Origin of the sequence: Streptomyces sp. NPDC091280 (assembly GCF_044768565.1) — a bacterium.
GTDB lineage: Bacteria > Actinomycetota > Actinomycetes > Streptomycetales > Streptomycetaceae > Streptomyces.
Genome location: NZ_JBIVUZ010000006.1, coordinates 508,655 through 533,862 on the forward strand (window position 1 = coordinate 508,655; position 25,208 = coordinate 533,862).

21 protein-coding genes are annotated in these 25,208 nt (G+C 71.5%); 12 read left to right on the plus strand and 9 right to left on the minus strand.

The genetic code is table 11. From position 1 onward, the window contains the following. Window positions 1–26 precede the first annotated feature (26 nt). Window positions 27–716 carry a ribonuclease H gene (locus ACIQPR_RS21135; RefSeq protein ID WP_403650499.1) on the plus strand — a complete coding sequence of 230 codons (690 nt, stop codon included), beginning with the start codon at window positions 27–29 and terminating at the stop codon, window positions 714–716. A gap of 213 nt (window positions 717–929) precedes the next feature. Here ACIQPR_RS21135 and ACIQPR_RS21140 read toward each other — a convergent pair whose 3' ends face one another. Continuing rightward, entirely contained in the window at window positions 930–1,295 is a 366-nt protein-coding gene (locus tag ACIQPR_RS21140; RefSeq protein WP_403650501.1) for a hypothetical protein, read from the minus strand. Between the two features lie 163 nt (window positions 1,296–1,458). Here ACIQPR_RS21140 and ACIQPR_RS21145 point away from each other — a divergent pair, with 163 nt between their 5' ends. The 6 genes from ACIQPR_RS21145 to ACIQPR_RS21170 all read left to right on the plus strand — a co-directional run bounded on the left by ACIQPR_RS21145 (window position 1,459) and on the right by ACIQPR_RS21170 (window position 6,683). Continuing rightward, entirely contained in the window at window positions 1,459–1,809 is a 351-nt protein-coding gene (locus tag ACIQPR_RS21145) for a hypothetical protein (protein WP_403650503.1), read from the plus strand. Then, window positions 1,806–2,660, plus strand: coding sequence for a hypothetical protein (locus ACIQPR_RS21150; RefSeq protein ID WP_403650505.1), 855 nt, complete (start codon window positions 1,806–1,808; stop codon window positions 2,658–2,660). Before ACIQPR_RS21145 ends, ACIQPR_RS21150 begins: the two co-directional genes overlap by 4 nt. Window positions 2,661–2,781: 121 nt before the next feature. Then, window positions 2,782–3,150 (plus strand): roadblock/LC7 domain-containing protein, encoded by a 369-nt coding sequence (locus ACIQPR_RS21155; RefSeq protein WP_403650507.1) that lies wholly within the window; start codon window positions 2,782–2,784, stop codon window positions 3,148–3,150. A 131-nt stretch (window positions 3,151–3,281) separates the two neighbouring features. Continuing rightward, on the plus strand, window positions 3,282–4,493 hold the full coding sequence (locus ACIQPR_RS21160) for an FAD-dependent monooxygenase (protein WP_403650509.1): 1,212 nt from the start codon (window positions 3,282–3,284) through the stop codon (window positions 4,491–4,493). A gap of 94 nt (window positions 4,494–4,587) precedes the next feature. Further along, window positions 4,588–6,078, plus strand: a complete 1,491-nt coding sequence (locus ACIQPR_RS21165) for an MFS transporter (protein ID WP_403650511.1) — start codon at window positions 4,588–4,590, stop codon at window positions 6,076–6,078. Further along, window positions 6,075–6,683, plus strand: a complete 609-nt coding sequence (locus ACIQPR_RS21170; protein ID WP_403650513.1) for a TetR family transcriptional regulator — start codon at window positions 6,075–6,077, stop codon at window positions 6,681–6,683. Before ACIQPR_RS21165 ends, ACIQPR_RS21170 begins: the two co-directional genes overlap by 4 nt. On the opposite strand, the gene ACIQPR_RS21175 is transcribed toward ACIQPR_RS21170, so the two are convergent. Next, a complete protein-coding gene (locus tag ACIQPR_RS21175; RefSeq protein WP_403650515.1) occupies window positions 6,680–8,401 on the minus strand; it encodes a cholesterol oxidase substrate-binding domain-containing protein in 1,722 nt (573 codons plus the stop codon). The genes ACIQPR_RS21170 and ACIQPR_RS21175 overlap by 4 nt on opposite strands. 137 nt (window positions 8,402–8,538) lie before the next feature. On the opposite strand from ACIQPR_RS21175, the gene ACIQPR_RS21180 reads away from it, so the two are divergent. Next, entirely contained in the window at window positions 8,539–9,522 is a 984-nt protein-coding gene (locus tag ACIQPR_RS21180) for an aldo/keto reductase (protein ID WP_403650517.1), read from the plus strand. Window positions 9,523–9,682: 160 nt separating this feature from the next. Here ACIQPR_RS21180 and ACIQPR_RS21185 read toward each other — a convergent pair whose 3' ends face one another. Both ACIQPR_RS21185 and ACIQPR_RS21190 read right to left on the minus strand, forming a co-directional pair. Then, window positions 9,683–10,705, minus strand: coding sequence for a hypothetical protein (locus tag ACIQPR_RS21185; RefSeq protein ID WP_403650645.1), 1,023 nt, complete (start codon window positions 10,703–10,705; stop codon window positions 9,683–9,685). Window positions 10,706–10,811: 106 nt separating this feature from the next. Then, window positions 10,812–12,461, minus strand: a complete 1,650-nt coding sequence (locus ACIQPR_RS21190) for a serine/threonine-protein kinase (RefSeq protein ID WP_403650519.1) — start codon at window positions 12,459–12,461, stop codon at window positions 10,812–10,814. A 452-nt stretch (window positions 12,462–12,913) separates the two neighbouring features. Here ACIQPR_RS21190 and ACIQPR_RS21195 point away from each other — a divergent pair, with 452 nt between their 5' ends. Then, window positions 12,914–13,510, plus strand: a complete 597-nt coding sequence (locus ACIQPR_RS21195) for a DinB family protein (RefSeq protein WP_403650521.1) — start codon at window positions 12,914–12,916, stop codon at window positions 13,508–13,510. Between the two features lie 76 nt (window positions 13,511–13,586). On the opposite strand, the gene ACIQPR_RS21200 is transcribed toward ACIQPR_RS21195, so the two are convergent. The 5 genes from ACIQPR_RS21200 to ACIQPR_RS21220 form a co-directional block, all read right to left on the minus strand. Then, window positions 13,587–15,293: an MFS transporter gene (locus tag ACIQPR_RS21200; protein ID WP_403650523.1), complete on the minus strand. Its 1,707-nt coding sequence runs from the start codon at window positions 15,291–15,293 to the stop codon at window positions 13,587–13,589. Between the two features lie 182 nt (window positions 15,294–15,475). Then, window positions 15,476–16,435 (minus strand): threonine/serine dehydratase, encoded by a 960-nt coding sequence (locus tag ACIQPR_RS21205; protein ID WP_403650525.1) that lies wholly within the window; start codon window positions 16,433–16,435, stop codon window positions 15,476–15,478. Between the two features lie 109 nt (window positions 16,436–16,544). Continuing rightward, window positions 16,545–17,222, minus strand: coding sequence for an AIM24 family protein (locus ACIQPR_RS21210; RefSeq protein WP_403650527.1), 678 nt, complete (start codon window positions 17,220–17,222; stop codon window positions 16,545–16,547). A 66-nt stretch (window positions 17,223–17,288) separates the two neighbouring features. After that, a complete protein-coding gene (locus tag ACIQPR_RS21215) occupies window positions 17,289–18,641 on the minus strand; it encodes a CAP domain-containing protein (RefSeq protein WP_403650529.1) in 1,353 nt (450 codons plus the stop codon). Window positions 18,642–18,774: 133 nt separating this feature from the next. Next, complete coding sequence (locus tag ACIQPR_RS21220) at window positions 18,775–20,031, minus strand: serine hydrolase domain-containing protein (RefSeq protein WP_403650531.1); 1,257 nt, start codon at window positions 20,029–20,031, stop codon at window positions 18,775–18,777. Window positions 20,032–20,332: 301 nt separating this feature from the next. Here ACIQPR_RS21220 and ACIQPR_RS21225 point away from each other — a divergent pair, with 301 nt between their 5' ends. From ACIQPR_RS21225 to ACIQPR_RS21235, 3 genes are all read left to right on the plus strand, one after another. Next, window positions 20,333–22,126, plus strand: a complete 1,794-nt coding sequence (locus tag ACIQPR_RS21225; RefSeq protein ID WP_403650533.1) for a M4 family metallopeptidase — start codon at window positions 20,333–20,335, stop codon at window positions 22,124–22,126. Between the two features lie 70 nt (window positions 22,127–22,196). After that, window positions 22,197–23,369: an ROK family protein gene (locus ACIQPR_RS21230; RefSeq protein WP_403650535.1), complete on the plus strand. Its 1,173-nt coding sequence runs from the start codon at window positions 22,197–22,199 to the stop codon at window positions 23,367–23,369. Window positions 23,370–23,409: 40 nt separating this feature from the next. Further along, window positions 23,410–25,194, plus strand: coding sequence for an alpha-galactosidase D (locus ACIQPR_RS21235; protein WP_403650537.1), 1,785 nt, complete (start codon window positions 23,410–23,412; stop codon window positions 25,192–25,194). Window positions 25,195–25,208: the final 14 nt, after the last annotated feature.

Genomic DNA, 25,208 nt, shown 5'->3' on the forward strand with positions numbered 1-25,208 from the left:
CGCCGGGTGTCTGGTGCGGTCATGGCATGATCGGGCGCATGCGTGAACGAGTGGTAGCCGCCTGTGACGGGGCTTCGAAGGGGAATCCGGGGCCCGCGGCCTGGGCGTGGGTCGTGTCGGACGACGAGGAGAGCCCGGCCCGCTGGGAGGCGGGACCGCTCGGCAGGGCCACCAACAACGTCGCCGAACTCACCGCGCTGGAGCGCCTGCTGACCGCGACCGCACCGGACGTACCGCTGGAGATCCGGATGGACTCGCAGTACGCCATGAAGGCGGTCACCACCTGGCTGCCCGGCTGGAAGCGCAACGGATGGAAGACGTCCGGCGGCAAGCCGGTCGCCAATCAGGAACTGGTCGTTCGCATCGACGAACTGCTCGCGGGCCGCTCGGTCGAGTTCCGCTACGTCCCCGCCCACCAGGTCGACGGCGATCCGCTGAACGACTTCGCCGACCGAGCCGCGAGCCAGGCGGCCGTCGTCCAGGAGCCGGCGGGCAGCGAACTCGGCTCCCCGCAGCCGCCCCCCTCGCCCGACACCCCGAAGAAGTCCGCCCGGCCGGCCGGCGCCAAGTCGGCCCGAAAGAGCGCGAGTTCGACCTCCCGCACGATCAAGGCGAAGTTCCCCGGCCGCTGCCTGTGCGGACGTGGCTACGCGGCCGGCGAGCCGATCAGCAAGAACGCGCAGGGCTGGGGTCACCCGGAGTGCCGTACCGAATAGGCGGACCGGTCATAAGTGGACTAGACATTTGTGGTCGTCCGCTTTAACCGCCGGGCACCCACCGGCAATTCGGCATCGCAAAGGTCCCACTCAAAGGTCGGACGTAAAGGTCGGACTTAATGGTCCGGCCGGTCCGGCCGGTCTCGGCGGTTATGGCCGCGCCGAGACCGGCCGGGGTGACGACCTATTCAATTGTCATATGCCGCCGCGGGCTCATATCTCCAAACTCGCCTCAAGGCGCTTCAGGTTGTGCCGCGCCAGCGCCAGATTGCTGCGCTCCCGGTCCAGCGCCAGGTACAGGAAGAGCGAACCGTGCACGCTCGCCAGCGGTCGGATCAGGTGGTACTGCTGACCGAGAGTGATCAGGATGTCCTCGATCCGGTCGTCCAGGTTGATGGACTTCAGCGTGCGCTGCTTCGCCCGTACGACCTCGGTGTTGCCCGCCCCCGCGACCTCCAGGTCCAGATGCGGACCGCCGCCCAACGCCCCCAGCGTCATGCCGCTCTCGTAGTCGACAAGGGACACCCCCAGGGCCCCGTCGATAGTCATCGCTTCCTTGAGTGTCGCCTCAATGTTCACGTGGTGCCTCGTTTCCTTCACGAGCCGGCGAGACAGTGGGTCCCGCCACGAAAACGGTCTCAATGCGAACCGTGCGGGTATCAGACAACACCATCTTTGGTCAGAGTTGCGATAGTTGGCAAATAAAGTAGTCTGCTCGCCAGAGTGACTGAAGGGGGGTCCTTTGTCATCGCTCGACACCGCGCTGGGCCGCGCTCTGACCGTGCCCGGAATCAGCGGAGCCATGCTGCTCGATGCCGTCACCGGCCTCTCCTATGCGGAGTCCGGAGATGTGAGTGGCAGTCAGGATTCCTGCGAAATAGCGGAGATCGCCCGCACCCGCCTCAACCGGGCCGGTGTGGCGGGGGAGTTGGAGAACGTCATCGTGACCACCTCCACCCGGCATCTCGTGACGCTCCAGCTCCAGCGGCGGGGCGATCCCCTGCTGCTGTGCGCGACCGTCGACCGCGAACGCACCAACCTCACCTGGGCGCTGCGCGAACTGCACCAGCACGCCGACGAGTTGCTGGCATGACACAGCCCGGCACCGAGGAGCCGCTCGCCGACTCCCGCAACGTACCCGCGCTGCTGTCGGCCCTCCGGGACCAGGCGCGTTCCTGCACCGTGCGGGTCACCGGCACCCCGGGCGGCTCCATTCACGTGCGCGACGGGCTCGTGGTGGCCATGGAGACACCCGGCGCACCGGGCATCGAGGGCCTGCTGCTCAGATCGGGCCGGGTCGAGGAGGAGGCGTGGGCGGAGGTCCGGGCCTCCGACACCACCCACGAACACCTCGCCGCCGAACTCGTGGCGCGCGGACTCGTCGGCGCCGGCGAGCTCGAAGTGATCAGCCTGGGTGCCCTGTTCGACGCGGCCTTCGCGCTGTCCCTCGCCGTACCCGACGCCTGGGAGGTGACGAAACCCGTACCGGTGCTGCACCGCAACGCCGGTGTCACCCCCGAGCGACTCCTCGACGAGGTGGCCCGGCGGATCAACCTCCTCGCCGGAGAACCCGGTTCGGTCGCCGCCCTCGCCCGTACCCGCGTCCGGTCGGTGACCGCCGCGGGTCTCCCCGGGACCGTCGGCGGCCTCCCCGCCCGGCATCAGGCGGTCCTGGCCCACGCGGACGGTCGCGGCACCGCGCGGGACATCGCCTTCGCCCTCGGCCGCGGCCTCTTCGCCGTGATGGCCGATCTACGACATCTGCTGGACCGCGGTCTGGTCCGGCCGGACAAGCCCGTGGCGGACACCAGGCCGAGCACGGCGGCACGCGGGGCGCCCTCCGCGTCGCGGTCCACCGCGCCCGTCCCCGCGTCCGTCCCCGTACCGCTCCCGCGCCGCCGGCCCGGCCGCAATTCCGCGCCCGAGCCCCGGCCGCACGACTGAACCACCCGCTCCGACCCGCTCGTCCGCGCCGAGACGCCCCGCGGACGCGGCCGACCCGACGTGACCGGATCCCCGTCCGCCTCGTTGTCCCACCGCCTGCACGCAACAGGAAGAAGACGCCATGAGCGACCCCGTGACCGACCTCCTCATCGCCCTGCGGGACAACGTAATGGGAGTCACCGAATCCACCCTGGCCACCAGTGACGGACTCGTCGTGGCCAGCGACGCGAACAAGACCCACCCCGAGTCCATGGCCGCGCTCGCGGCGGCCGGACTCTCGCTCGGCCACCGGCTCGCCGACCACGGCGGCGCGGGACACCTGCGCGAGATCACCGCGCGGGGCAGCACCGGCCATGTCATCGTGACGGCCGTCGGGGACCGCGCGCTGCTCGCCGTGGTCGCCGACGACGGTCTCGACGAGGCGGCCTTCCGCCGCGAGATCCCGGCGCTCACCGCGGAACTCCGCCGCCATCTGGACAAGGACGTCTGATCCACCGGAACGTCTGAGCCGTCCCGGTTCACTCATCGGTCCTGTGCGGGGTGACGCGAAATCCGTGCCGCCCCATCCTGCTACTCTGCGGATCCACTTGACCACTTTGAGTAAAACCCAGGGGTGTGCGCGTGAAGGTCGCCTGTGTCGGAGGCGGGCCCGCCGGTCTGTATCTCTCGATCCTGCTGAAGCGGCAGGACCCGTCCCACGACATCACCGTCTACGAGCGCAACCCCGAGGGCTCGACCTACGGCTGGGGCGTCACGTACTGGAGCGGGTTGCTCGACCAGCTCCGGGAGTACGACCCCGAGTCCGCGCTGGCCGTCGACGAGCACTCGGTGCGCTGGAGCGACGGCGTCGCCCGCGTCCGTGACCTCACCACCACCCAGCCCGGCGACGAGGGCCACGGCATCGGCCGCCACCGCCTCCTCAAGATCCTCGCCGAACGGGCCAGAGCCCTCGGTGTCCGGCTGGAGTTCGAGTGCCCGGTCACGGCCGACGACCTCCCCGACGCCGATCTGATCGTGGCCGCCGACGGCGTCAACAGCGCGCTGCGCACCCGCCACGCCGACCACTTCGGCGCCGAACTCAAGCCCGGCCGCAACCAGTACATCTGGCTCGGCACCAGCAAGGTCTTCGGCTCCTTCACCTTCGCCTTCGTGGAGACCGACCACGGCTGGATCTGGTGCTACGGCTACGCGTTCGGCCCCGAGGGCAGCACCTGCGTGATCGAGTGCGCCCCCGAGACCTGGACCGGCCTCGGCCTCGACACCGCCGCCGAGGCCGACGGACTCGCCCTCCTGGAGAAGCTCTTCGCCGACCTCCTCGACGGCCACTCCCTGATCGGCCGCGCCTCGGCGGACGGCAGCGCCCAGTGGCTCACCTTCCGCACCCTCACCAACCGCACCTGGCACCGCGACAACCTCGTGCTCCTCGGCGACGCCGCCCACACCACCCACTACTCGATCGGCGCCGGCACCACCCTCGCCCTGGAGGACGCCATCGCCCTCGCCGACGCCCTGCGCGAGCACACCGAACTGCCGCAGGCCCTCGCCGCCTACGAACAGCGCCGTAAATCCGCGCTGTTGTCGATTCAGAGCGCGGCCCGCTACAGCGCCCAGTGGTACGAGAACCTCCAGCGGTACATCCATCTGCCCCCGCACCGCATGTTCGCCCTGCTCGGCCAGCGCCACTCGCCGCTGCTGCCGTACGTCCCGCCGCAGGTCTACTACGGCCTCGACAAGGCGGCCGGACGGCTGGAGGCGCTGCGCCGGTTCAAGCGCTGGCTCGGCCCCAGGGTGGCGCGCACGGTGCACGCGCGGGCGCTCGCGGCCCGCAAGTAGGGCCCCCGCGCTCCCGGAAGCATTGGGTGAATGGCTATTCACCGGATAGGGTGAATAGCCGTTCACCTTCTTTTACGTGTCCGCTGGAGTGCCCATGGGCCAGCCCGTCCCGATACCCGACCCGCCCGGCGGCACCGGGCGGACCCCCTTGCGGGACCGGCTCACCGTCCCGGTGCTGGCCTTCGGCGGGATCCTGATGGCGGTCATGCAGACCGTCGTCGTCCCCCTGCTGCCGTCCCTGCCCCGGCTGACCGGCTCCTCGGCGGGCGCCGTCTCCTGGATGGTCACCGCGACCCTGCTCTCCGGCGCCGTCCTCACCCCCGTGCTCGGCCGGGCCGGCGACATGTACGGCAAACGCCGGGTCCTGACCGGCGCCCTGAGCCTGATGACCGCCGGCTCCGTCATGTGCGCCCTGTCCTCCGACATCCGCGTGCTCATCACGGCCCGCGCCCTGCAAGGCGCCGCCGCCGCCGTCGTGCCCCTGTCGATCAGCATCCTGCGGGACGAACTGCCCCCGGAGCGCCGGGGCGGCGCGGTGGCGCTGATGAGTTCCACGGTCGGCATCGGGGCCGCGCTCGGACTGCCCCTCGCGGCCCTGATCGTCCAGTACGCCAACTGGCACGTCATGTTCTGGGCGACCAGCGCCCTCGGCGCGCTCGGCGTGGCGGGGATCTGGTGGGCGGTGCGCGAATCGCCCGTCCGCGAGCCCGGCCGCTTCGACGTGCTCGGCACACTCGGGCTGGCCGCGGGACTGGTCTGTCTCCTCCTCGGGGTCTCGCAGGGCGGCCAGTGGGGGTGGGCCAGTCCGCGGATCCTGGCCCTGTTCCTCGCCACGGTCGTCGTGTTCGGCCTGTGGTGGTGGCAGCAGCTGCGCACCGAACTCCCGCTGGTGGACCTGCGGTTGGTGTCCCGGCCCCGGGTGGGCCTGTCCCATGTCGCGGCGCTGCTGACCGGCTTCGCGTTCTACGCCAACTCCCTCGTCACCGCACAGCTGGTGCAGGCGCCCAAGGCCACCGGGTACGGCCTCGGACTGTCCATCGTCGAGACCGGCCTGTGCCTGCTGCCCGGCGGCGTCACCATGCTGCTGCTCTCACCCGTCTCGGCCCGCATCTCGGCGGCCCGCGGCCCGCGGGTCACGCTCGCAGTCGGAGCCGCGATCATCGCGCTCGGCTACGTGGTGCGCATCGCCGACAGCCACGACCTGTGGACGATCATCCTCGGCGCCACCGTCGTCGCCACCGGCACCACCTTCGCCTACTCGGCGCTGCCCACCCTCATCCTGCGCGCCGTCCCGGCCGGCCAGACCGCGTCCGCCAACGGCGTCAACGTCCTGATGCGCACCATCGGCCAGGCCGTGTCCAGCGCGGTCGTCGCCGCCGTGCTCGTGCATCACACCAGCCTGATCGGCGGACACCCGCTGCCCACCCTGCACGGCTACCTCATGGCCTTCGCCCTCGCCGGAGTGGTCGCCCTGATCGCCTGCGCGACGGCGCTCACCATCCCCGGCGACGCCGGGCCCGAACAGAAGCCGGGCACGGACGGCCGTACCAGGGGCGCGCGGGACGAAGCGCTGGAGGGAGCATGAGGGCCGTGAGCACCCCACCCACCGAGTCCCCGTCCCCTTCCTCGTCCCCGTCTCCGCCCGCGCGCCGGGACGCCGAGGCGACCAGGGCGGCCATCCTCAGGGCGGCCCGCTACCTCCTCGCCCGGAACGCCCACGCCGACATCACCCTCAAGGCCGTGGCCGAACGGGCCGGTGTCAGCGCCCCGTTGATCCTCAAGTACTTCGGCAACAAGGAAGCCCTCTTCGCCCGCGTGATGTCCTTCGAGGCGGACGCGGAGGCCCTGTTGGACGCCCCGCTCGACGCACTCGGCCGCCACATGGTCCGGCACGTCCTGGTCAGCCAGCGCGAGCGGGGCGCCGACCCGCTGCTGCGCATCGCGTTCGCGCCGCTCCAGGGCGACCACGGGGACATCCTGCGCGTCAACTTCCGCGCCCAGGTGGTCGACCGCCTCGCCGGACGCCTGCCCGGCCCGGACGCCGCCCTGCGCGCCGAACTGGCCGTCTCCACGATCCTCGGCCTCGGCGTGATGTACGGCATCGCCCGCGGCACCCGGCTCCGCGACACCCCGACCGAGACCGTCGTGGACCGCTACGGGCCCACCGTGCAGGCCCACTTGGACTCCTAGCCGAACAGCCGGTCCAGGAAGGCGTTCCCGAACACCCCGTGCGGGTCGAGCCGGTCGAAGGTCCCGGCCGCCTGCCCCCACACCGACTCCCCGAACGAACCAGGCACCGTCGTCCCCAGCACCTCCTGGTCGCTCCACGCGGCCTGTTCGGTGTAGCCCCAGCCCTTGGACCACTCGACGCGCGTGCCGTCGTACGAGCGGAACAGGAACTGCTCCACCTCGCGCAGGAACTCCTCCGCGTACGGTGTGCCGGGCAGCGTCAGGATGTCCAGCCAGACGGCCGTGTCCCACTCGGGGTGCTCGGCGCTCGGCCGCAGCGCGGACAGCAACGGGGCGCGGGCGCCGGTGAGTTCGCTGTCGGCGGGGTGGTCGAGGCCGGTGACCCGGATCTCGACGGTGCCGTTGACCGGGAACCGGCCGAGCGCGGCGTACGCGGCGAGCCGCTCCCGGTAGAACCCGGTGAACCCGTGCAGCACGCGCTGCACTTGGGCCCGGCTCGTGAGGACCGCGTAGCCGTTCGCGGTCTCCCGCAGGGTCGTCGGCCTGACGTAGAGCAGCGTGTTCTTCGACGGCCCCCAGATGTCCGCCGCCAGCGTCGCCGTCAACCCGACCGAGGCCACGCCGAGTTGGGCGCTGCCGAGCACCGGCGCCAGATACCACGCGCCGTCGGCCAGGATCCGCCCGACGAGATCCGCGACCAGGGTCGGCACGTTGTCGGAGAAGGGGTAGTTGTACGGCGACGAGACGTGCCGCGAGGCCGACGGCCTGGTCGGCGCGACGCTCCACACCTTCAGCCAGGGGAACTCGGTGAACGCGAACCAGATCGCCTCGGCCCGCCCCGCCTCGTCCAGGAAGCCCGCGAAGGTACGCCCGCCGGACCCCGGCGCCGCGAACAACTCCGTGGCCGGGATGTCCGTACGACTGACGCAGCGCAGGTTCGCGTTCGCGCCGACCCGCAGCACCACCTCGGTGACCAGCGCGCGCCCCAGGTGGGTGAGCAGTGCCGCGCAGTCCGCCTCGTCGCGGGAGTAGGTCCGCAGGACGTACGCCCCGGTGTCCGTGTCCCACACCACCGCCGTCAGCGACAGCACCAGATTGCTGAGCGACCCGAAGGTGTGCCCGGCCGTCCGCTCCTCGCCCTCGGCCGCCACGGCCGTGCCGTGCGCGTCGACGGCCAGCGCGCCGCCGAGCGTGAGATCGCCGGGCGCGGGCGCGGCGGTGAGACCGAGCCCGTGCCCCTCAAGGAAGGTGAGCAGCGCCTCCAGGGTGACACCGGTGCCCGCCCGGACGGCGGACGCCGAGTCCAGGGCGAGGCCGGTGAGGTGCGGGGCGGTGTCGACGAGCAGCACGGGCGCCTCGGACGTCGTACTGGACTCGATCGTCAGCGGCGACCAGCCGTGCGAGGAGCCGCGGGCGCGCACCCGCCGGCCGTGCTGCCAGGCCCAGTTGACGACGGACACCACCTGGTCGGCGTCGGCCGGCGCGCACGCCCACAGCCCGTCCGCGGTGATCTCCCCCACCCAGTTGCGGTACGCCGAGCGGTAGAGGTCCACCTCGGCGGGGAAGTCGGGCAGCTCGGCCGCGGCGAGCGACGGATCGGCCGACAGCAGGACGGGTACGGCGGCCAGCGCGGCGGCCGAGAGAAGGAAGCCCCGGCGGGACCAGGGAGCGGAACCGCCGTTCCCCGACTGGAGGTTGTTCGCCACATGATCGGTCACGCGCACACGTTAGGCGGGAGTTGACACGAGTAGGCAGCCTGTCGAAACGGTTCACCCGTGTGAGTGAAGGATTCACCGTCGACGACCCCGGAGGAGCCCGTTCCGCGCAGGCCGGTGCCGGATGACAGACTGACGCCATGGACGAACGTGTAATCGGCAGGTCAGGGCAGCAGGCATCCGTCGTCGGTCTCGGTACCTGGCAGCTGGGCGCCGACTGGGGAGACGTCGACGACAAGGAAGCCCTCGCCGTGCTGGAGGCGGCGGTGGAATCGGGGGTGACCTTCCTCGACACGGCCGACGTGTACGGCGACGGCCGCAGCGAGCAGACCATCGCCGCCTTCCTCGCCGGCCGGTCCGATCCGCGTGTCCTGGTCGCGACGAAGATGGGCCGCCGCGTCGACCAGATCCCCGAGAACTACGTCCTGGACAACTTCCGCGCGTGGAACGACCGTTCGCGCCGCAACCTCGGCGTCGACCGCATCGACCTGGTGCAGCTGCACTGCCCGCCCACGCCGGTCTACTCCTCGGACGAGGTGTTCGACGCCCTCGACACCCTCGTCGCCGAGGAGCGCGTCGCGCGCTACGGCGTCAGCGTCGAGACCTGCGAGGAAGCGCTCACGGCCATCGCCCGGCCGAACGTGACCAGCGTGCAGATCATCCTCAACGCGTTCCGCATGAAGCCCCTCCTCCAGGTGCTCCCGGCCGCCCAGGAGGCGGGCGTCGGCATCATCGCGCGCGTGCCCCTCGCCTCCGGCCTGCTGTCCGGGAAGTACACCAGCGACACGGTGTTCCCGGAGAACGACCACCGCACCTACAACCGCCACGGCGAGGCCTTCGACCAGGGCGAGACCTTCTCCGGCGTCGACTACGCGACGGGCGTCGAGGCCGCCGCCGAGTTCTCCGCGCTCGCCCCCGAGGGATACACACCGGCCCAGCTCGCCCTGCGCTGGATCATCGACCAGCCCGGTGTGACCACGGTCATTCCCGGCGCCCGCTCGCCCGAACAGGCCCGCGCCAACGCGGCGGCGGCCGGACTGCCCGCGCTGTCCGAGGCCACGCTCACCGCGATCCGCGACCTCTACGACCGCCGGATCAAGGACCAGGTGGAGGGCCGCTGGTAGCTCCGGCCGCCGTACGGACGGTCGTGGGGGGGGGGGGGGCCCCCCCCCCCCCCCCACCCCCCCCCCCCCCCCCCGGGGGGGGGGGCGCGGGGGGGGGGGCGCCCCCGCCCGCGGCCGGGGGGGGGGGGGGGGCCGCCCCCCCCCCCCCCACGACCGATGCCTACTCGGCCGGCGCGGTGGTCCTGCGCAGGGCGGTGAGGCAGCTGTCGATGGCCTGCTGGAGTTCCTCCAGCCGCTGGACCATGTCGTCCTCGTAGAAGTCCTGGGCGTCGTCGAAGGTCAGCTCCTCGAACGCCTTCGTGGCCTTCTGGAGGCTGCTGTAGAACTTCGTCCGCCGCTCCTGGACGCGCAGTTCGGGGTCCGCCTCCACCGTCTCGACGACCAGGTTCTTCATGGTGTCGTAGGCCTCGGTGGCCCACTCGCCCGTGTCCTCGCCCTCCTCCAGCTCGTCCAGCAGCGACAGGTGCCGCTCCGCCTCCTGGCGCACGTCGAGGGGCGCGTCCACGGTCTGTCCCGCCGGGGTCTTGATCTGGCCCGACTCGGCGATCTGGCGGACATAGCCGATCCGGTCCGCCGACCGGCTCTCCGTCGCGACGGCCTTCTTCAGGTCGTCGGTGCGGACCACGTCACGGGCCAACTCCGCCTGAAGTTCGGGGTCTTCACGCACCCGGTCGAGCAGCGCCTGCCGGGCCGCCCGCGCGGTGGACGGGTCGGCGAGGATCGCGGCGCGCAGCGCGGTCGGGTTCTCCGCGACCTCCAGCGCCTTGGTGGGCCGGATGCCCTCCGCCTCGGCGGCCTCCGAGATGGCGGTGCCGCGCTCGGAGGTGGCGGACGACCGGGACACGTAGTAGTTCAACCACACGTCGGCGTCCGGGAGTTCGACCTCCTGGCCGGGGGCCAGCTCCTCGAAGTGCGGGACGAGACCGTCGTCCGCGGCCCGGTCCCAGGCCTTGTAGTAGCGCAGCACGCGCTCGGGGGAGCAGCCGGCGAGTTCGGCGAACTCCTTCGCGGAGACCTTCGGCGTCTCGTCCGCGCTCTGCCCGCCGGGCCGTACGCTGCGCGCCACCTTCAGGCCGAAGGCCCAGCCGCCGGTGCGGGCGTAGGCTCCGAACTCGTGCGCGTCCCGGGCGACGAGGCCGGCGTCGTCGAGGGCGGTGAAGGACGTCTCGGCCTGGTCGATCACTACGGTCAAGGCGGACTCTCCTGGGCTTGAGATGAGGCATGGTGCGAACACGCAGCCTATATCCACCCATTGCCGCTGGTTTGAGTGCCCGGCCCTCGCGTCGCCGTCAGCCGGCCGACCGCCGGAAGGTCTTGAAGAAGGTCTGGAGCGCCTGACGGTTGGCCGCGTCGTTCCACTCGTCGGCGGGCGTCGTCCACCGTAGCGAGAAACTGCGCCCGCCGCCGATCAGGAAACCCCGCCCGAGCGTGCGCACCCGGTCGTCGCCGGTGCCGGAGAACCATTCCAGGTCGGCCGCCTTGTCGCCCTGGAACGTGGTGGCCCTGATGTCGCCGATCTGCTGGAAGCCCTCGGTCTGCTTCAGCCCCGGCAGGACGTCGTCCCGCCAGACGGCGACCGGGTCCGGACCCGCCTGAGTGCTGTACGTCACGGCCAGCGTGCGCGGGTCGCCCGAGGCGCCGAAGGTCACGCGGTAGGCGACGTCCGCCTCCCGCTGCGTGTCCACCACCTTCCAGCCCTTGGGCAGCGCGACGGAGAAGCCCTCCGGCGCCTTGAACACCCGGAACCCGGCGGGCAGCGCGGAGCCGGTCGGGGAGGGCGAGGCGGACGCGGTGACCGAGGGCGAGGCGGAGGCCGCCGGGGAGGTGGGCGATGTCGGCGAAGGCGTGGCGGAGGGGCTGTAGGCATGGCCGTCGACGTTCTCGCCGGGGGTGGTGGCCGAGGCGGAGGCGGACGGGAGGGGCGAGGAGGAGGTGGCCGACGAGTTCTCGGTGCCGGGGAGTTGGTGGGTGGCGGCGAGCACGGCGACCGTGACGGTGCCGACGGCCAGGGCGGTCCCGACCGCCATGCCACGACCGCTCCACGTGGTGCCCGCGCCGAGGAGGGTGTCGTAGGCCCGGCGCAGTCGTGGCAGCGGTACGGGTTCGCGGTCGGCGTACGGGTCCTCGTGCAGGATGCGGGTGAGGGCCTCGCGGGCCATCGGGCGGGTCATCCGCTCGCGGGAGTTCTTGCGCAGCAGTCCCTGGATGACCTGCGCGAGCGGTCCGGCGCGGGACGGGCCGCGCATCGGGAGCCGGTCCACGCCCTTGAGGGTCGCCTCGGGGCGGCCCCGGTCCCGGAACGGCGGGTGTCCCTCGACCAGCGTGTAGAGGATCGCGCCCAGCGCCCACAGGTCGGCGGCCGGTCCGATGCGCTCGTCCCGGGCCTGTTCGGGGGAGGCGTACGAGGGCGCGGTGAGGCGGGGGACCAGGGTCGCGCCGGCGAGTCCGAAGCCGGTCAGCACGACGGTGCCCTTGTCGCGGACGAACACCTGGCCGGGGCTGAGTTCGCCGTGCGTGATGCCCTCGTTGTGCGCCGCCTCCAGGATGTCGAGCAGTTCGAGGCCGATGCGGGCCGCCCGTACATAGTGGAACGTGCCCTGCTGGGCGAGGAGTTGGCCGAGCGGTGTGCCGTCGATCCAGTCGGTGACGGTCCACAGCGTGCCGGCCTCCTCGACGGCGTCCATGACCTGGGCGACCCGGGTGGGGGCGAGCAGCACCATGACCTCGGAGGTGCGCATGATGGCGGCGGTGGTCCGGCGGGCGGTCTCCTCGTCCAGCGCGGCGGGCAGCGCCACCTGGGTGAGCAGGCACGGGCGTTCGGCGGTCATGTCCTCGCCGTACCAGGTGACACGGTTCGTCTCGCGATGCGCGGCCTCCATGGGCCGGTATCTGCCGGCGACTGACTCGTGTACGGAGACATGTGTCTCGACCATGGCCATCCCTCGCTGAAACCCCTGGCTCTCACCTTTCCCAGAAGTACGGCGGTTGTGATGCCGTGGTTCAAAGGAATCCCAATTCCCCGGTCGTTCTTGCCTTTTATTCAATCGCGGCGGTCAGGTGTGCGAGGAAATGTCGACGCGAATATCCGCGCCCCGACCTGGCCGTAACCATCGGTAACGTACGACTTTCCCGCCGCCGACGCCCTGACCAGGCCGTCTTCCCCCGCCGGGGCAGGTCCGAGCGCCGGGGAACTTCCCACGGCAACCTGGCTGTTCCCGGAAGTTCAGATCGGTCGTCGGGCCGGGTGCGGGAACTGTTCGGCGGGCCGATCGAGAAGACCGCGAACGAACGCTCAAGGGACGTGACGAAGGGATTGCGGAGGAATCGGCACTCCGGCCGCCGACCCGGACGCCGGGCTCCGCTGTCAGTGCCGGGTGGGAGACTCCCCGGCATGATCGAACCGAACCCGAAAGCGGATCTTCTCCGGTACCTGCAAGAGGCGCGTGACGCCCTTGTGTGGAAGCTCGACGGACTCTCGGAGTACGACGTCCGCCGTCCGCTGACGCCCACGGGCACGAACCTGCTGGGGCTCGTCAAGCATGTCGCGAGCGTGGAACTGGGGTATCTCGGCGACACGTTCGGGCGGCCGTTCTTCGACGGGAAGCCGCCGTCCTGGTGGTACACCGAGGAGCCCGAGCCGAACGCGGACATGTGGGCCGCGGCGGACGAGTCGCGGGAACACGTCGTCGGGCTGTACCGCCGGGCGTGGGAGCACTCCGACCGCACGATCGCGGCGCTCCCGCTCGACACGGTCGGCCGTGTCCCGTGGTGGCCGGAGGAACGCCGGGAGGCGACGCTCCATCACATCGTGGTGCGCGTGATCTCCGACACCCAACGGCACGCCGGACACGCCGACATCCTGCGGGAGTCCCTCGACGGATCCGTCGGCTGTCTGCGGGGCAAGGACGACCTGCCGGCCGAGGACCAGGAATGGTGGGCGGGGTACCGCAGCCGACTGGAACGCGTGGCCCGGGAAGCCGGCGGCTGACTCGCGCGGTCGCCGGTCCGCCGCCCGGCGGAGCTGTCGGGCTCGCGCCGCGGCGGCGGTCGGTCGGTGGTGCGGGTCAGGCTTCGGCGGCTCCGAGCGCCGCGAGTTCACGGTCCACCGCGTCCTGGTGGGTGCGCGCGTCCTCGCGGGCCTTCTTCGGGCTCCAGCGGCCCGCCATCACGAACACGAAGGGCAGGAACAGGACTTGGCCGCCGACGCAGATCCACCACCAGGTGCGCCATTCCCCGGGACCGTTCTTCGCGGCCTGCTGAACCTTCGGCCCGTACTCCTTGAGCACCTTCAGCTGCGGCTGGGCCTTCTGCACGACGGCCAGGTCGGCGGCGCCCACCTCCTTGACCGCCTGGGCGGCCAGCGCGGGGGGCGTGGTGGCCGCCGTGTACTTGCCCAGTTCGGCGAAGAGCTGGGGATGCGCGTCGATGACGGCCAGCGCCGGGGCGGCCTGCTTCTGCGCCGCCGCGACCTCGGCGCCGTGTTCGACGAGCGGGGTGACGGAGGTGACGAGCACCGGGATGAACGCCGCCGACACGGCGACCACGATCCGTACCGTCCAGCCCCAGACCGCGAGGCCCGCGGCGGTCGCCGCCGGATTGCGCTTCTCCACGGTCTCGGTGAAGCTCGCCATCCAGGGGGCGTAGGCGACGCCGCTGAAGACGCCGATCGCGACGAACAGCCAGGCGAAGGTGTAGTAGCCGGTCGTCGCGTGGGTGGCCCGCGAGGCGAAGACCGCGGTCGCGACGACGGAGCCGATCCCGCCGACGATCATGAAGGGCTTGCGCACCAGCAGCCGGTCCGAGAGCAGGCCGGCCACGATCAGCGCGAGGGCGTTCGCGGCCCAGTACCAGTTCGCCAGGGCGTTGGTGCGCTGCTCGCTGTAGCCGAACGTGGTCGAGAAGTAGACGACGAAGTTGCCGACGGCCGCGTAGTAGAGGAGCAGGAAGACCGCGATGGCGAAGGCGGAGCCGAGGATGTCCAGGCGCAGCATCTGCCGCCACTCACCGCGCCGTACCGCCTCGGTGTCCAGCCCCTTGGCGCGTGCCTCGACCAGGGCCCGGTCCCGGAGGCTCACCATGATCTGGTCGCGCAGCCCGGGCGACAACTCGCGCAGGGCGAACAGGGCCACGACGAAGACGACCAGCCCGGCCGCCCCGGAGTAGCGCAGTTCGTCCTGCCAGGAGGCGGAGTCGAGCGTGCTGCTGGTGACCGAGGTGACGACCAGGCTGCCGATGACCGGGCCCATCGTCCAGTAGCCCATCGCGGTGGCGCGGCCGAGCTGCGGTGAGAAGTCCCGTATCAGCGCCGGGGTCGCGACCAGCACGATGCCCTCGATCACGCTGACGACGGCGAACAGCACCAGGTACGTCGTCTTGTCCGCCGCGTTGGGCAGTCCGAAGAAGACCAGGAGCGCGGCGACCAGCAGTCCGTAGACCACGAGGTTCGCCCGTCCCCAGCGGTCCGCGAGGCCGGCCACGAGGGAGGCGAAGGCCCCGAAGGCGTTCCCGATCACCGAGACCCACACGAAGTAGCGGTAGGTCATGTCGAAGTGCGTGATGATCGACGTCGCCACCGCGTACTGGATGTAGAGCATGTAGTAGAGCACGACGGTCGTGACCACCACGATCGCCAGGTACGACATGCGTCGCCCGGTGGCCGGATACGCGGCCAGATCACGGCGGTACAGCCCGGTGAGCGCGCCGCGGTCACCGGCGCCGGACGCGTCGGTACCAGGGTTACTCGTGTCAAGCGGTGCGGAAGCGGAAGACATACGACTCCCTCTGGAACTGCCGGGGACAGGGTGAGCGGCGGGAGGCTGGGGGCCCTTCCGTTCGGCGGAGCGTAGTACCGACTAGTCGGTATGGCTAGATGCGCGGCAAGCCTTCCCGCGCGGGGTCGCGAACGGCATCCCTCGCGCGGGAAGCCGGCCCCGTCCGTACCGCCGGCGGCAGGTCAGCGCAGCCCGAAGCGCTCCGACCAGTCCGCGATCTCCACGGCCGTGGAGTTGCCCCCGCACACCACGAGGCCGAGTCGCGCGCCGTGGCCGACCCGCTCCAGCACCTGCCGGGCGGCGGGCAGCAGACAGCCCGCGGCGGGCTCGGTCCACACCTTGCCGTGCTCGGCGAGGTCCAGACAGCCCCGTACGGCGTCCTGGTCGGACACGGTCAGCACCTCGGTGACCAGGGCCGACACATGGTCGTACGTCAGCCGCGAAACGGTCGGCGCGCTGAGCGTCGTCACGATCGAGAACGGCGTGACCGGCACCGGGCCGCCGGCCGCGAGCGCCGCGGACATCGCCTCGGCGCCCTCGGTCTCCACGCCCCAGACCCGGATCCCGGGCCGCCGCGCGTGCAGGGCGGCGGCGACCCCGGCGATCAGTCCACCGCCGCCGATGCTGACCAGGACGTCGGTGAGTTCACCGGCGTCGTCCGCGAACTCCAGGCCCACGGTGCCCTGGCCGGCGATCACCACCGGGTCGTCGAACGGGTGGACCAGGGTCAGCCCCTCGTCCCGCAACCGGTTCACCAGCGCGAACGCGCTCGGCATGTCCTCGGTCAGCCGCAGCGACGCGCCCGCCGCCTCCACCAGCGCGACCGACCGGGCCGGTGCCGAACGCGGCATCACCACCGTGGCCTTCACGTCCAGCGCCGCCGCCATCACGGCGAGCGCGATCCCGTGGTTGCCGCCGCTGACCGCCACCACCCCGGCCGCGAGCTCCTCCTCGCCGAGCGACAGCAGCTTCGCCGTGGCACCGCGCGCCTTGAAGGAACCCGTGCGCTGCAACAGCTCCAGCTTCGTCGTGACTGGGACACCGAGCAGCTCCGAGAGCCCGGGGCTCTCCACGGTCGGGGTGCGTACGACGTGGCCGGCGATCCGCTCGGCGGCGGCTTCGATCTCCGAGATGCCGATCAAGGCAGTCATCCTCCCGGCACGGGGCAAGGTGTTCCGTGCCGCCTCCGACCCTGACCCGGCGGGGACCCGCAGGTCAACTCGGTTCAGGGGCGGGTGGCGGACCGGGACCTCAGTGCTGCTGTGCCTTCTGCGGAGTCACCTCGCTGGGCCGTACGACGACGAATCCCTCGCCCTGGAGCATGAGTTGGACGGCCTCGCCCGAGCCGCCGCGCAGCATCGACCCGATGGACTGCGAACGGTGCAGCGAGGTCTGGAGATGGGCCGACCAGCCGACCACCGCGTCCGTGTCGACGAACACCGGGTACTGCGGCGAGACGGGTATGACCAGCGGGTTGCCCTCGCAGACCAGCCCCAGTTTGCCCTGCCCGCTGAAGACACTGTTGAACAGACCGCCGCCCGCGATGCCCGAGCCCTTCACGGTCTTGATCGAGTACGACAACGAGGCGTCGAAACACAGGACGTTGCGGCCGTTGACGGTGAACTCGTCGCCGGGGTCGATCTCGACCACGAAGCAGTTCTGCGCCTCGTGCGCGAACCACGCCTCGCCCTGCCCGCGCACGGCCATCAGCGGCAGGCCCTCACCGGTGACCGCGCGCTTGAGCATGCCGCCCACGCCCTGGCCCTTGCGCTCGAACTGGAGATTGCCGCGGTAGGCGATCATCGCCCCCTGGCGGGCGAGCATCTCGCCGTTGACCGCGTACCTGATGCACTTCGCGTTCTCTACCGTCATGCCCGGCGCGGTGGCCGGCTGCACCATGTGCTCACTGGAAAACAGATCACCCTTCATGCGGGCATCCTGGCCCGGAGGATCTCGTTCCGCCAAGATCGTGGAGGCGTCGACCCCGGCGGACGGTCAGGCGCCGAAGAGTTGCGTCCAGTACGTGCCCATCTGTCCGCCGCCCGCGAAGCCGACGCCGATGTGGGTGAAGTCCGGCTTGAGGATGTTGGCGCGATGGCCGGGGCTGTTCATCCAGCCCTCCACGACCTCGGCCGGGGAGCGCTGGCCGCAGGCGATGTTCTCGCCGATGGTGCGTCTGCGCGAGCCCGCGGCGGCGGCCCGGTCCCAGGGCTGGGAGCCGTCCGGGGAGGTGTGCGAGTAGAAGGCCCGGGCGACCATGTCCGTGCTGTGCGCCTGCGCGGCGGCGGCGAGCAGCGGGTCCACGGCGAGCGGTGGCAGTCCGGCCCTCGTCCGCTCCGCATTGGTCAACTCGACGACGCCGCGCGCCACTTGGGCCAGGCCGCCCTCGGTGAGCGGCTTCGCCCACAGCGCCGTCCAGTAGACGTCGCCGGAGCGGGGAGCGACCGCCTGGGCGAGACCCACGTGCGTGACGTCCCGTTCGAGCAGGGTGCGGCGGGTCTGCTCGGTGCGCAGGCAGTACTCGACGAACTCGGCGGGGGTGCGCGGACCGGAGACCAGGTGTTCGCCGACGGTGAGATAGGCGTATCCGGCGCGGATCACACGCTGGTACACGGAGGTGCCGTCGCGGCTGTCGGTGCTGAGCTGCCCTGCGGCGGCCATGTCGGAGACATGGGCCTGCGCGGCCGACACGAGCCGCGCGTCGAGCGCGACGGGTGGTGAACCGGCCCTGGCGCGGGCCGGGTTGACCAGGGCGAGGAAACCGGTGGGGTCGGGTGCCGGGGAGCCGGGTGTCGAGGCGTCGGGTGCCCAGGAGTTGGGGGAGCGACCGCCTCGTGCGGTGCCGACCGGGGCGGGGTCGGGTGCCGGGTCCTCGGTGATGTCCACGCCGAAGTCCCGTGCGATGCCCGCGAGTCCGTCCGCGTACCCCTGCCCCAGAGCGCGCAGTTTCCAGCCCGTGCCGCGCCGGTAGAGCTCGGCGAGGAGCAGCACGGTCTCCCGCTGCGGGCGGGCCGGGGTGAAGCGGGCGAGCGGACGGCTGCCCGCGTCCGTGACATGCAGGGTGGGTGCGGGCAGGCGGCCCAGCGGGGTGTCGGGGTCGGCGGGGCTGACGACGACGGTGACCCGGGCGGCACCGGCGCGCAGCCGGTCCGGGTCGACGGTCAGGGTGTCGCCCTGGAGGCGGGCTCCGGTCGCGGTGGGCTGGTTGTAGAACACGAAGTCCGCGTCACCGCCGACCTTCCCGCTCTCGTCGGTGATCAGCGCCGACACGTCGAACGGGCCGGGCACCCGCAGGGTCGTCGTACCGCCCGGCAGGGGCAGATTGCCGCCCGGCACCAGCTCGTTCATGGCACCGCCCTCGCTGTGCTCGTCCGGGAAGGTGCCCGGTGGGGGAGTCCGTCCTCCACTCAACGTCCCGTCACGGCAGGAGGGTTCCCGCGCGGCGGTTGCCGTGGCGCGGGAACCCTCCCGCCGTGCGCCCTCAGTCCCGGGCGATCCCCGGTGCGATGTCCTCGTAGGCCACCCGCCGTTCGGTGACGTAGGAGCCGCGGCCGGTGAGCGGAGAGCGCTGGATCGCTCTCGTGCGCTTGCCGCAGAACGCCGACTCCAGGGTGCCCGCCATCGTGTTCAGCACGGTGCCGTTGTTGGAGGTGTTGGCCAACGCGGTCAGGCTGCGGCGGCCGTCCTTCGAGGTGAAGGAGTAGGTGTAGAAACCCTGCACCGCGCCCGTGTGGCCGTACACGGAGACTCCGCACGACAGGTCGCGGCGGCGCAGCCCGAGGCCGTAGCGCGTCGTGCTGTTGACCGGGGTCCAGCGCTGCATCTGCGTGAGCGCGGCGCGGGAGGTGAGCCTGCCGGAGAGCAGGGCGGAGAAGAAGGTGTTGAGGTCGTGGGTGGTGGAGATGAGCGCGCCCGCGCTCTGCGCCCAGGACACCGTCTGGTCGGTCGCGTCGACCGGCTTCGCGCCCTTGCGGTCCTGGGTGAGGTAGCCGTGGGCGTGGCGGCCGGGGATCCGTGTGTCCGGGTGGACGTAGAAGGTGTCGCGCAGCTTGAGGGGTTTGATGATGCGCTCGCGGTAGGCGGTGCCCACGGAGTGGCCGGTCAGCTTCTCGATGAGCAGGCCGGCGACGACGAAGTTGGTGTTCGAGTACGCGTAGGCGGCGCCCGGCGCGTTGGTGCGCGGGTGCTTCAGGGACAGCCGCACCAACTGCCGGTAGGTGAAGACCTTGTCGCGTACGGCCTCGAAGCCGGAGACCGAGTCGGCGAACAGGGAGTTGGTGTAGTCGTACAGGCCGCTGCGGTGGCTCAGCAGGTGCCGGACGGTGATCCGCCGGTCGGGCAGCAGGCCGGGCAGGTAGTGGTCGACCGAGGCGTCCAGGTCGAGCTTGTGCGCGTCGACGAGCTGGAGCAGGACGACGGCGGAGAACGACTTGGTGACGCTGCCGATGCGGAAGCGGTCGGCGTCGCCGATGGACCGGCGGGTCGCGCGGTCGGCGACGCCCGCGGCGGCGGTGCGGACGGTGCCCCGGTCGTCGATGCGGGCGATCGCCCCGGGGGCGCCCTGCGCCGTCAGCGCGCGCAGCACGGCCCGCAGACCCGCCATGTCGGGGGCCGGGAGCGCGAGCGCCGTGCTGTGCGTGGTGTCCGGCCCGTGGGTCGCGGCGTGCGCCGGTGCCGACGTGAGCGTCAGCAGCGCGGCGGTCGACACCGTGGCCCTGCGCAGCGTTCTTGAGACCATCCGGTTCTCTCCCGTTCTCTGTGTGCGAGATCGGTCACAGTCGCGCGAGGCAACCTTCTCGCAGCCCGTCACATCTCCACAGGTGCCGCACAGTTGGTCACTCGCTGATCACTGGGCGACGCGGATTCGCAAAGTATTGCCATGAAAGCGACGAAAACCGTTGATTTCGGCTTTACATGCACATGACTGATCCATAAGGGTTTCGCCTTGGGGCCCGACCAGCCCCCCGGGTGCCGTCAACCGCGCCCGGTCTCAAGGCGGTTGGTGATCCCGGCCGTCTCGAAGCAAGGAGCCCTCACCCATGCGTGGACCCCACATACGCGTCCTGGCGGTCGCCGTCGCCGTGACGACGGCCGCCACGGGGCTGGCCGGAACGGCCTTCGCGGGACCGGCCACGGGGACGGACCGCGCGGTGGCCACCGACACCACCGCCGCGTCCGTCGTCACGGCCGCGCGCACCGCCGCCTTCGCGCACGCGGCGGCGACCGGTGTCGTCCAGGGCGACGAACTCCGCGCCAAGGACGTGCTGATCGACCCCGAGGGCGCACGCCACGTCCGGTTCATCCGCACGCATCAGGGCATGCCGGTACTCGGCGGCGATCTCGTCGTCCACCTCTCCCACCGGCTGGCCTACACCGGCGTCACCAGGGCGGCCGACCACAGCGTCGCACCCGCCACCACCCGCCCCGAACTGACGGCGGCGCAGGCCGAGGCCAAGGCCGCCGCCGTCGCGAAGGGCGACGCGGGCAGCGCCCGTCTCGTGGTCGACGCCCGCGACGGCCGGGCCGCCCTCGCCTACCAGGTCCCGGTCAGCGACAGCGCCACCGCCGAGGCCACCGGCACCCGCACCGTCGTCATCGACGCCGTCACCGGCCGGGTCCGGAGCAACACCCCGGACAGCGACGAGTTCCTCTCACCCGCGCTGCTCGACACCCTGCGCGAGCGCGGCCAGGCCCTGGACCCCGCCATCGGCGGCGCCGCGCGGGCCGGCGCGCTCACGGCGGCCGGCGCGGCCCGCGCGGCCCGCTACCCGGTCACCGCCACGGGCACCGGCACCTCCCTCTTCGTCGGCAAGGTGCCGCTGACCACCACCCGCACGGCGCGCACCAGTTACCTCCTCAAGGACCCGACCCGCTGGGGCACCGAGACCCGTGACGCCAAGGGGCAGGAACTGGAGAGCTTCGCGCGCGGCAAGGCCTTCACCAGCACCACCGACACGTGGGGCAACGGCACCGTCGCGCGCCGCGACAGCGCCGCCGTCGACGCCCAGTACGGCATCACCAAGACCCTCGACTTCTACAAGAAGACCTTCGGCCGCAAGGGCATAGCCAACGACGGCAAGGCCGCCCGCGGCATGGTCCACTTCGGCAAGAAGGTCGCCAACGCCTTCTGGGACTCGACCTGCGACTGCATGCTCTACGGCGACGGTGACGGCGACATGTTCAAGAAGCCGCTCGTCGTCCTCGACGTCACGGGCCACGAGCTGACCCACGGTGTCGTGGACGCCACCGCCGGGCTGGAGCCGACCCGCGTCGACGCGGACGGCAACCAGTACGGCGAGGCGGGCTCGCTGAACGAGTCCCTCGCCGACATCTTCGGCTCCAACGTCGAGTTCAGCGCCGACAACGCGAAGAACCCGCCGAACTACCTCATCGGCGAGAGGCTCGGCCTCGCCCAGAAGTTCCTGCGCCGCCTCGACCACCCCTCCCTCGACAAGCTCGAAGGCACCGTCGACTACTGGTCCCCGCAGAGCTACGACGCCGAGGTGCACGCCGGTTCCGGAGTCTCCTCGCACGCGTACTACCTGCTCGCCGAGGGCAGCGGACGCAAGACGATCGGCGGCTTCACCTACGACTCGCCCACCTACGACGGTTCCACGGTCACCGGCATCGGCCGCGCCAAGGCCACCGCGATCTTCTACCGCGCGCTGACCCGCTACATGGTGTCCACCACCGACTTCCACGACGCGCGCCTGGCGACGCTCAAGGCGGTGGCGGACCTCTACGGCGCGAACAGCACCGCGTACCAGACCGTCGACAAGGCCTGGGCCGCCGTGAACGTCACGGTCGCCAACACCCCCGCGGCCAGGCCCTGACGACGACCCGGTCCGGACGAATCCTGCTTCTTTTATTGACGGCGGAAAAGAACGCATCTAGGTTCCGGCCATGCGCTCGATCCCCCACGCCGAGTCGTTCCCGGCGCACACCCCGGCCGCCGCACAGGTCTTCACGACCGTGCTGTCGCACGGCCCCCTCACCCGGCTCGAAGTGGCCCGCCGGGCCGGGCTGTCGGCGGCGGCGGTGACCAAGGCCGTACGGCCGCTGATCGCGGCGGGGTATCTGGCGGAGGGTGCCGACGAGGACGCGCCCCCGGCACTGGGGCGGCCCGCGAACCTCGTCCGGGTCGACGGCGGACGCGCGCTGTTCGTCGGGGTCAAGGTGACCGGCGACGAGATCATCGGCGTCCTCACCGACCTGTGCTGCCGGATCCGGGTCGCCCGCCATGTGCCGCTCACCGGCCGCGACCCCGGGGCGGTGCTCACCTCGATCGGGGAGCTGGTGCTGGAACTCCGCGCCGAGGCAGCGGACTTGGGTGTCCAGGTGGCCGGCCTCGGCCTCGCGGTCTCCGGCGACGTGGACCGGGGCGAAGGGGTCGTCCGCTACTCGCCGTTCCTGGAGTGGCGCGACGTCCCGCTCGCCGGACCGGCCGCCCTGACGACGGGGCTGCCGGTCACCGTCGACAACGACGTGCGGGCGCTGACCGTCGCCGAGCAGTGGTTCGGCGCCGGCGCCGGTCTCACGGACTTCGCCGTGGTGACGGTCGGCGCGGGCATCGGCTGCGGCCTCGTCGTGCACGGCCGGGTCGTCGCCGGCACCCACGGCGTCGCGGGCGAGATCGGCCATGTCGTCGTCGATCCCGCCGGTCCCCGCTGCCACTGCGGCAACCGCGGCTGCGTCGAGGCGATCGCCGGGGAGGCCGCGATCGTCGCCCGCGTCCGGGAGGTGACGGGTGTTCCGATCGCGGGCGCCTCGGAAGCCGTGGCCCTCGCCCACCGGGGCGACACCGGAGCCCGCGAGGTCTACGCCCGGGCCGGGGAGGCCATCGGCCGGGGCATCGCGACCGTGGTCAACCTGCTCGGCCCCGAACGCGTGATCATCTCCGGCGAAGGGCTCGCCGCCTACGACCTGTTCGCCGAGCAGATCCGCGACTCCTTCGCCGAGGCCGCCTTCGGCTCCGCCGCCCGCTGCGACGTACGCATCCGCCCGCTGCCCTTCGACGAGTGGGCGCGCGGTGCCGCCGCCACCGCGATCCAGTCCTTCATCCGAGCCGCCGACTAGCCCACGCGATCCCCCTCCGACCCGCACGAGGAGCCCGACGATGTACTCCCTCACGCCCGTTCGCGCCCTGAGAGCCATGGTGGTCCTGGCCCTCACCGCCGGCTTCGCCACCCACCTCCCCACCGCGCACGCGGACCCCGCGCCGCCCCTCGCGGCCAAGCCCTATATGGGCTGGTCGAGTTGGAGCATGCAGTCGTCCAAGTACCCCGGCCTCAACCCGGACGGCGACTACAGCTACCTCACCGAGGCGAACATCGACAAGCAGACGGACGCGCTCGCCGCCAAGCTGAAGAAGTACGGCTACGACCACGTCAACATCGACGCCGGCTGGTGGATGGACAAGACCTGGAAGTCCGGCTTCGACCCGTACGGACGCCAGCGGCCCGACCCGGTCCGCTTCCCGAGCGGCATGAAGGCGGTCGCCGACCGCATCCACTCCAAGGGCCTCAAGGCCGGCATCTACCTGCCCGCCGGCCTGGAGAAGGGGGCCTACGGCGACGGGAAGACGCCCGTCTGGAACGCGGACGGCTGCACCACCGCCGACATCGTCTACAGCGACCTGCGCACCACCAACGGCTGGGACAGCGCCTACAAGATCGACTTCTCGCGGCCCTGCGCCCAGAAGTACATAGACTCGCAGGCCCAGTTGATCGCCGGCTGGGGCTACGACTTCCTCAAACTGGACGGAGTCGGCCCCGGCTCCGGAAAGAGCGGCGACCAGTACGACAACGTTGCCGACGTGGCCGCCTGGCACAAGGCCATCACCGCCACCGGACGCCCCATCCACCTGGAAATCTCCTGGTCCCTCGACTACGGGCACGCCGCCGACTGGAAGAAGTACTCCAACGGCTGGCGCATCGACACCGACGTCGAGTGCTACTGCAACACCCTCGTCAGCTGGGAGAACTCGGTCGACGACCGCTGGGACGACGCCCCGGCCTGGACCGGCCAGGCGGGCCCCGGCGGCTGGAACGACCTCGACTCCCTCGACGTCGGCAACGGCGCGATGGACGGCCTGACCAAGGCGGAACGCCAGAGCTACGCCACCCTCTGGGCCATCGCCAAGTCCCCGCTGTTCACCGGCGACGACCTCACCCGCCTCGACGACTACGGCCTCTCCCTCCTCACCAACCGTGAGGTCATCGCCGTCGACCAGAGCGCCGCGCCGCCCGCCCGTCCCGTCACCCCGTCCGACGCCCAGCAGGTGTGGGCCGCCAAGAACCCCGACGGCACCTACACCGTCGCCCTGTTCAACCTCGCGAGCGCGCCCGCCGCCGTCTCGGCGAACTGGACCACCCTCGGCTTCACCGGCAAGGCCGACGTCCGCGACCTCTGGAACCACGAGGACCTCGGCTCCCACACCGGCAAGGTGACGCAGGCCCTGCCCGCCCACGGCTCCCGCCTGTTCACCGTCACCCCGCACGGCACCGCGGTCACCTGGACCGCCCACGAGGCCGAGGCCACCACCAACACGCTCGGCGGCAACGCCTCCGTCGCGGACTGCGCGGCCTGCTCGGGAGCCCACAAGGTCGGCAACCTCTACCTCGGCGGCAAGCTCACCGTCAACGACGTCGTCGCCGCGAAGCCCGGCACCTACCAGGTGAGGATCGCCTACGTCAGCGGCGACTCCCGCTCGGTCGCGATCTCCGCCAACGGCAACGGCGCCACCAGCCACAAGTTCCCCTCCACCGGCGACTGGGGGACCGTCGCCTCGGTCAGCGTGCCGGTGACCCTGAAGGCGGGCGCCAACACCATCACCTTCGACAGTGGATCGGGCTACGCGCCGGACATCGACCGGATCGACGTGCCCAACTCCCCCTCCTGAGCCGACCTTCACGG

Excerpts from the sequence above, each read along its gene's own strand:
- ACIQPR_RS21135 (WP_403650499.1), top strand. The coding sequence starts at position 27 with ATGATCGGGCGCATGCGTGAACGAGTGGTAGCCGCCTGTGACGGGGCT.
- ACIQPR_RS21150 (WP_403650505.1), top strand. The coding sequence starts at position 1,806 with ATGACACAGCCCGGCACCGAGGAGCCGCTCGCCGACTCCCGCAACGTA.
- ACIQPR_RS21155 (WP_403650507.1), top strand. The coding sequence starts at position 2,782 with ATGAGCGACCCCGTGACCGACCTCCTCATCGCCCTGCGGGACAACGTA.
- ACIQPR_RS21165 (WP_403650511.1), top strand. The coding sequence starts at position 4,588 with ATGGGCCAGCCCGTCCCGATACCCGACCCGCCCGGCGGCACCGGGCGG.
- ACIQPR_RS21170 (WP_403650513.1), top strand. The coding sequence starts at position 6,075 with ATGAGGGCCGTGAGCACCCCACCCACCGAGTCCCCGTCCCCTTCCTCG.
- ACIQPR_RS21180 (WP_403650517.1), top strand. The coding sequence starts at position 8,539 with ATGGACGAACGTGTAATCGGCAGGTCAGGGCAGCAGGCATCCGTCGTC.
- ACIQPR_RS21190 (WP_403650519.1), bottom strand. The coding sequence starts at position 12,461 with ATGGCCATGGTCGAGACACATGTCTCCGTACACGAGTCAGTCGCCGGC.
- ACIQPR_RS21195 (WP_403650521.1), top strand. The coding sequence starts at position 12,914 with ATGATCGAACCGAACCCGAAAGCGGATCTTCTCCGGTACCTGCAAGAG.
- ACIQPR_RS21200 (WP_403650523.1), bottom strand. The coding sequence starts at position 15,293 with ATGTCTTCCGCTTCCGCACCGCTTGACACGAGTAACCCTGGTACCGAC.
- ACIQPR_RS21210 (WP_403650527.1), bottom strand. The coding sequence starts at position 17,222 with ATGAAGGGTGATCTGTTTTCCAGTGAGCACATGGTGCAGCCGGCCACC.
- ACIQPR_RS21215 (WP_403650529.1), bottom strand. The coding sequence starts at position 18,641 with ATGAACGAGCTGGTGCCGGGCGGCAATCTGCCCCTGCCGGGCGGTACG.
- ACIQPR_RS21220 (WP_403650531.1), bottom strand. The coding sequence starts at position 20,031 with ATGGTCTCAAGAACGCTGCGCAGGGCCACGGTGTCGACCGCCGCGCTG.
- ACIQPR_RS21225 (WP_403650533.1), top strand. The coding sequence starts at position 20,333 with ATGCGTGGACCCCACATACGCGTCCTGGCGGTCGCCGTCGCCGTGACG.
- ACIQPR_RS21230 (WP_403650535.1), top strand. The coding sequence starts at position 22,197 with ATGCGCTCGATCCCCCACGCCGAGTCGTTCCCGGCGCACACCCCGGCC.
- ACIQPR_RS21235 (WP_403650537.1), top strand. The coding sequence starts at position 23,410 with ATGTACTCCCTCACGCCCGTTCGCGCCCTGAGAGCCATGGTGGTCCTG.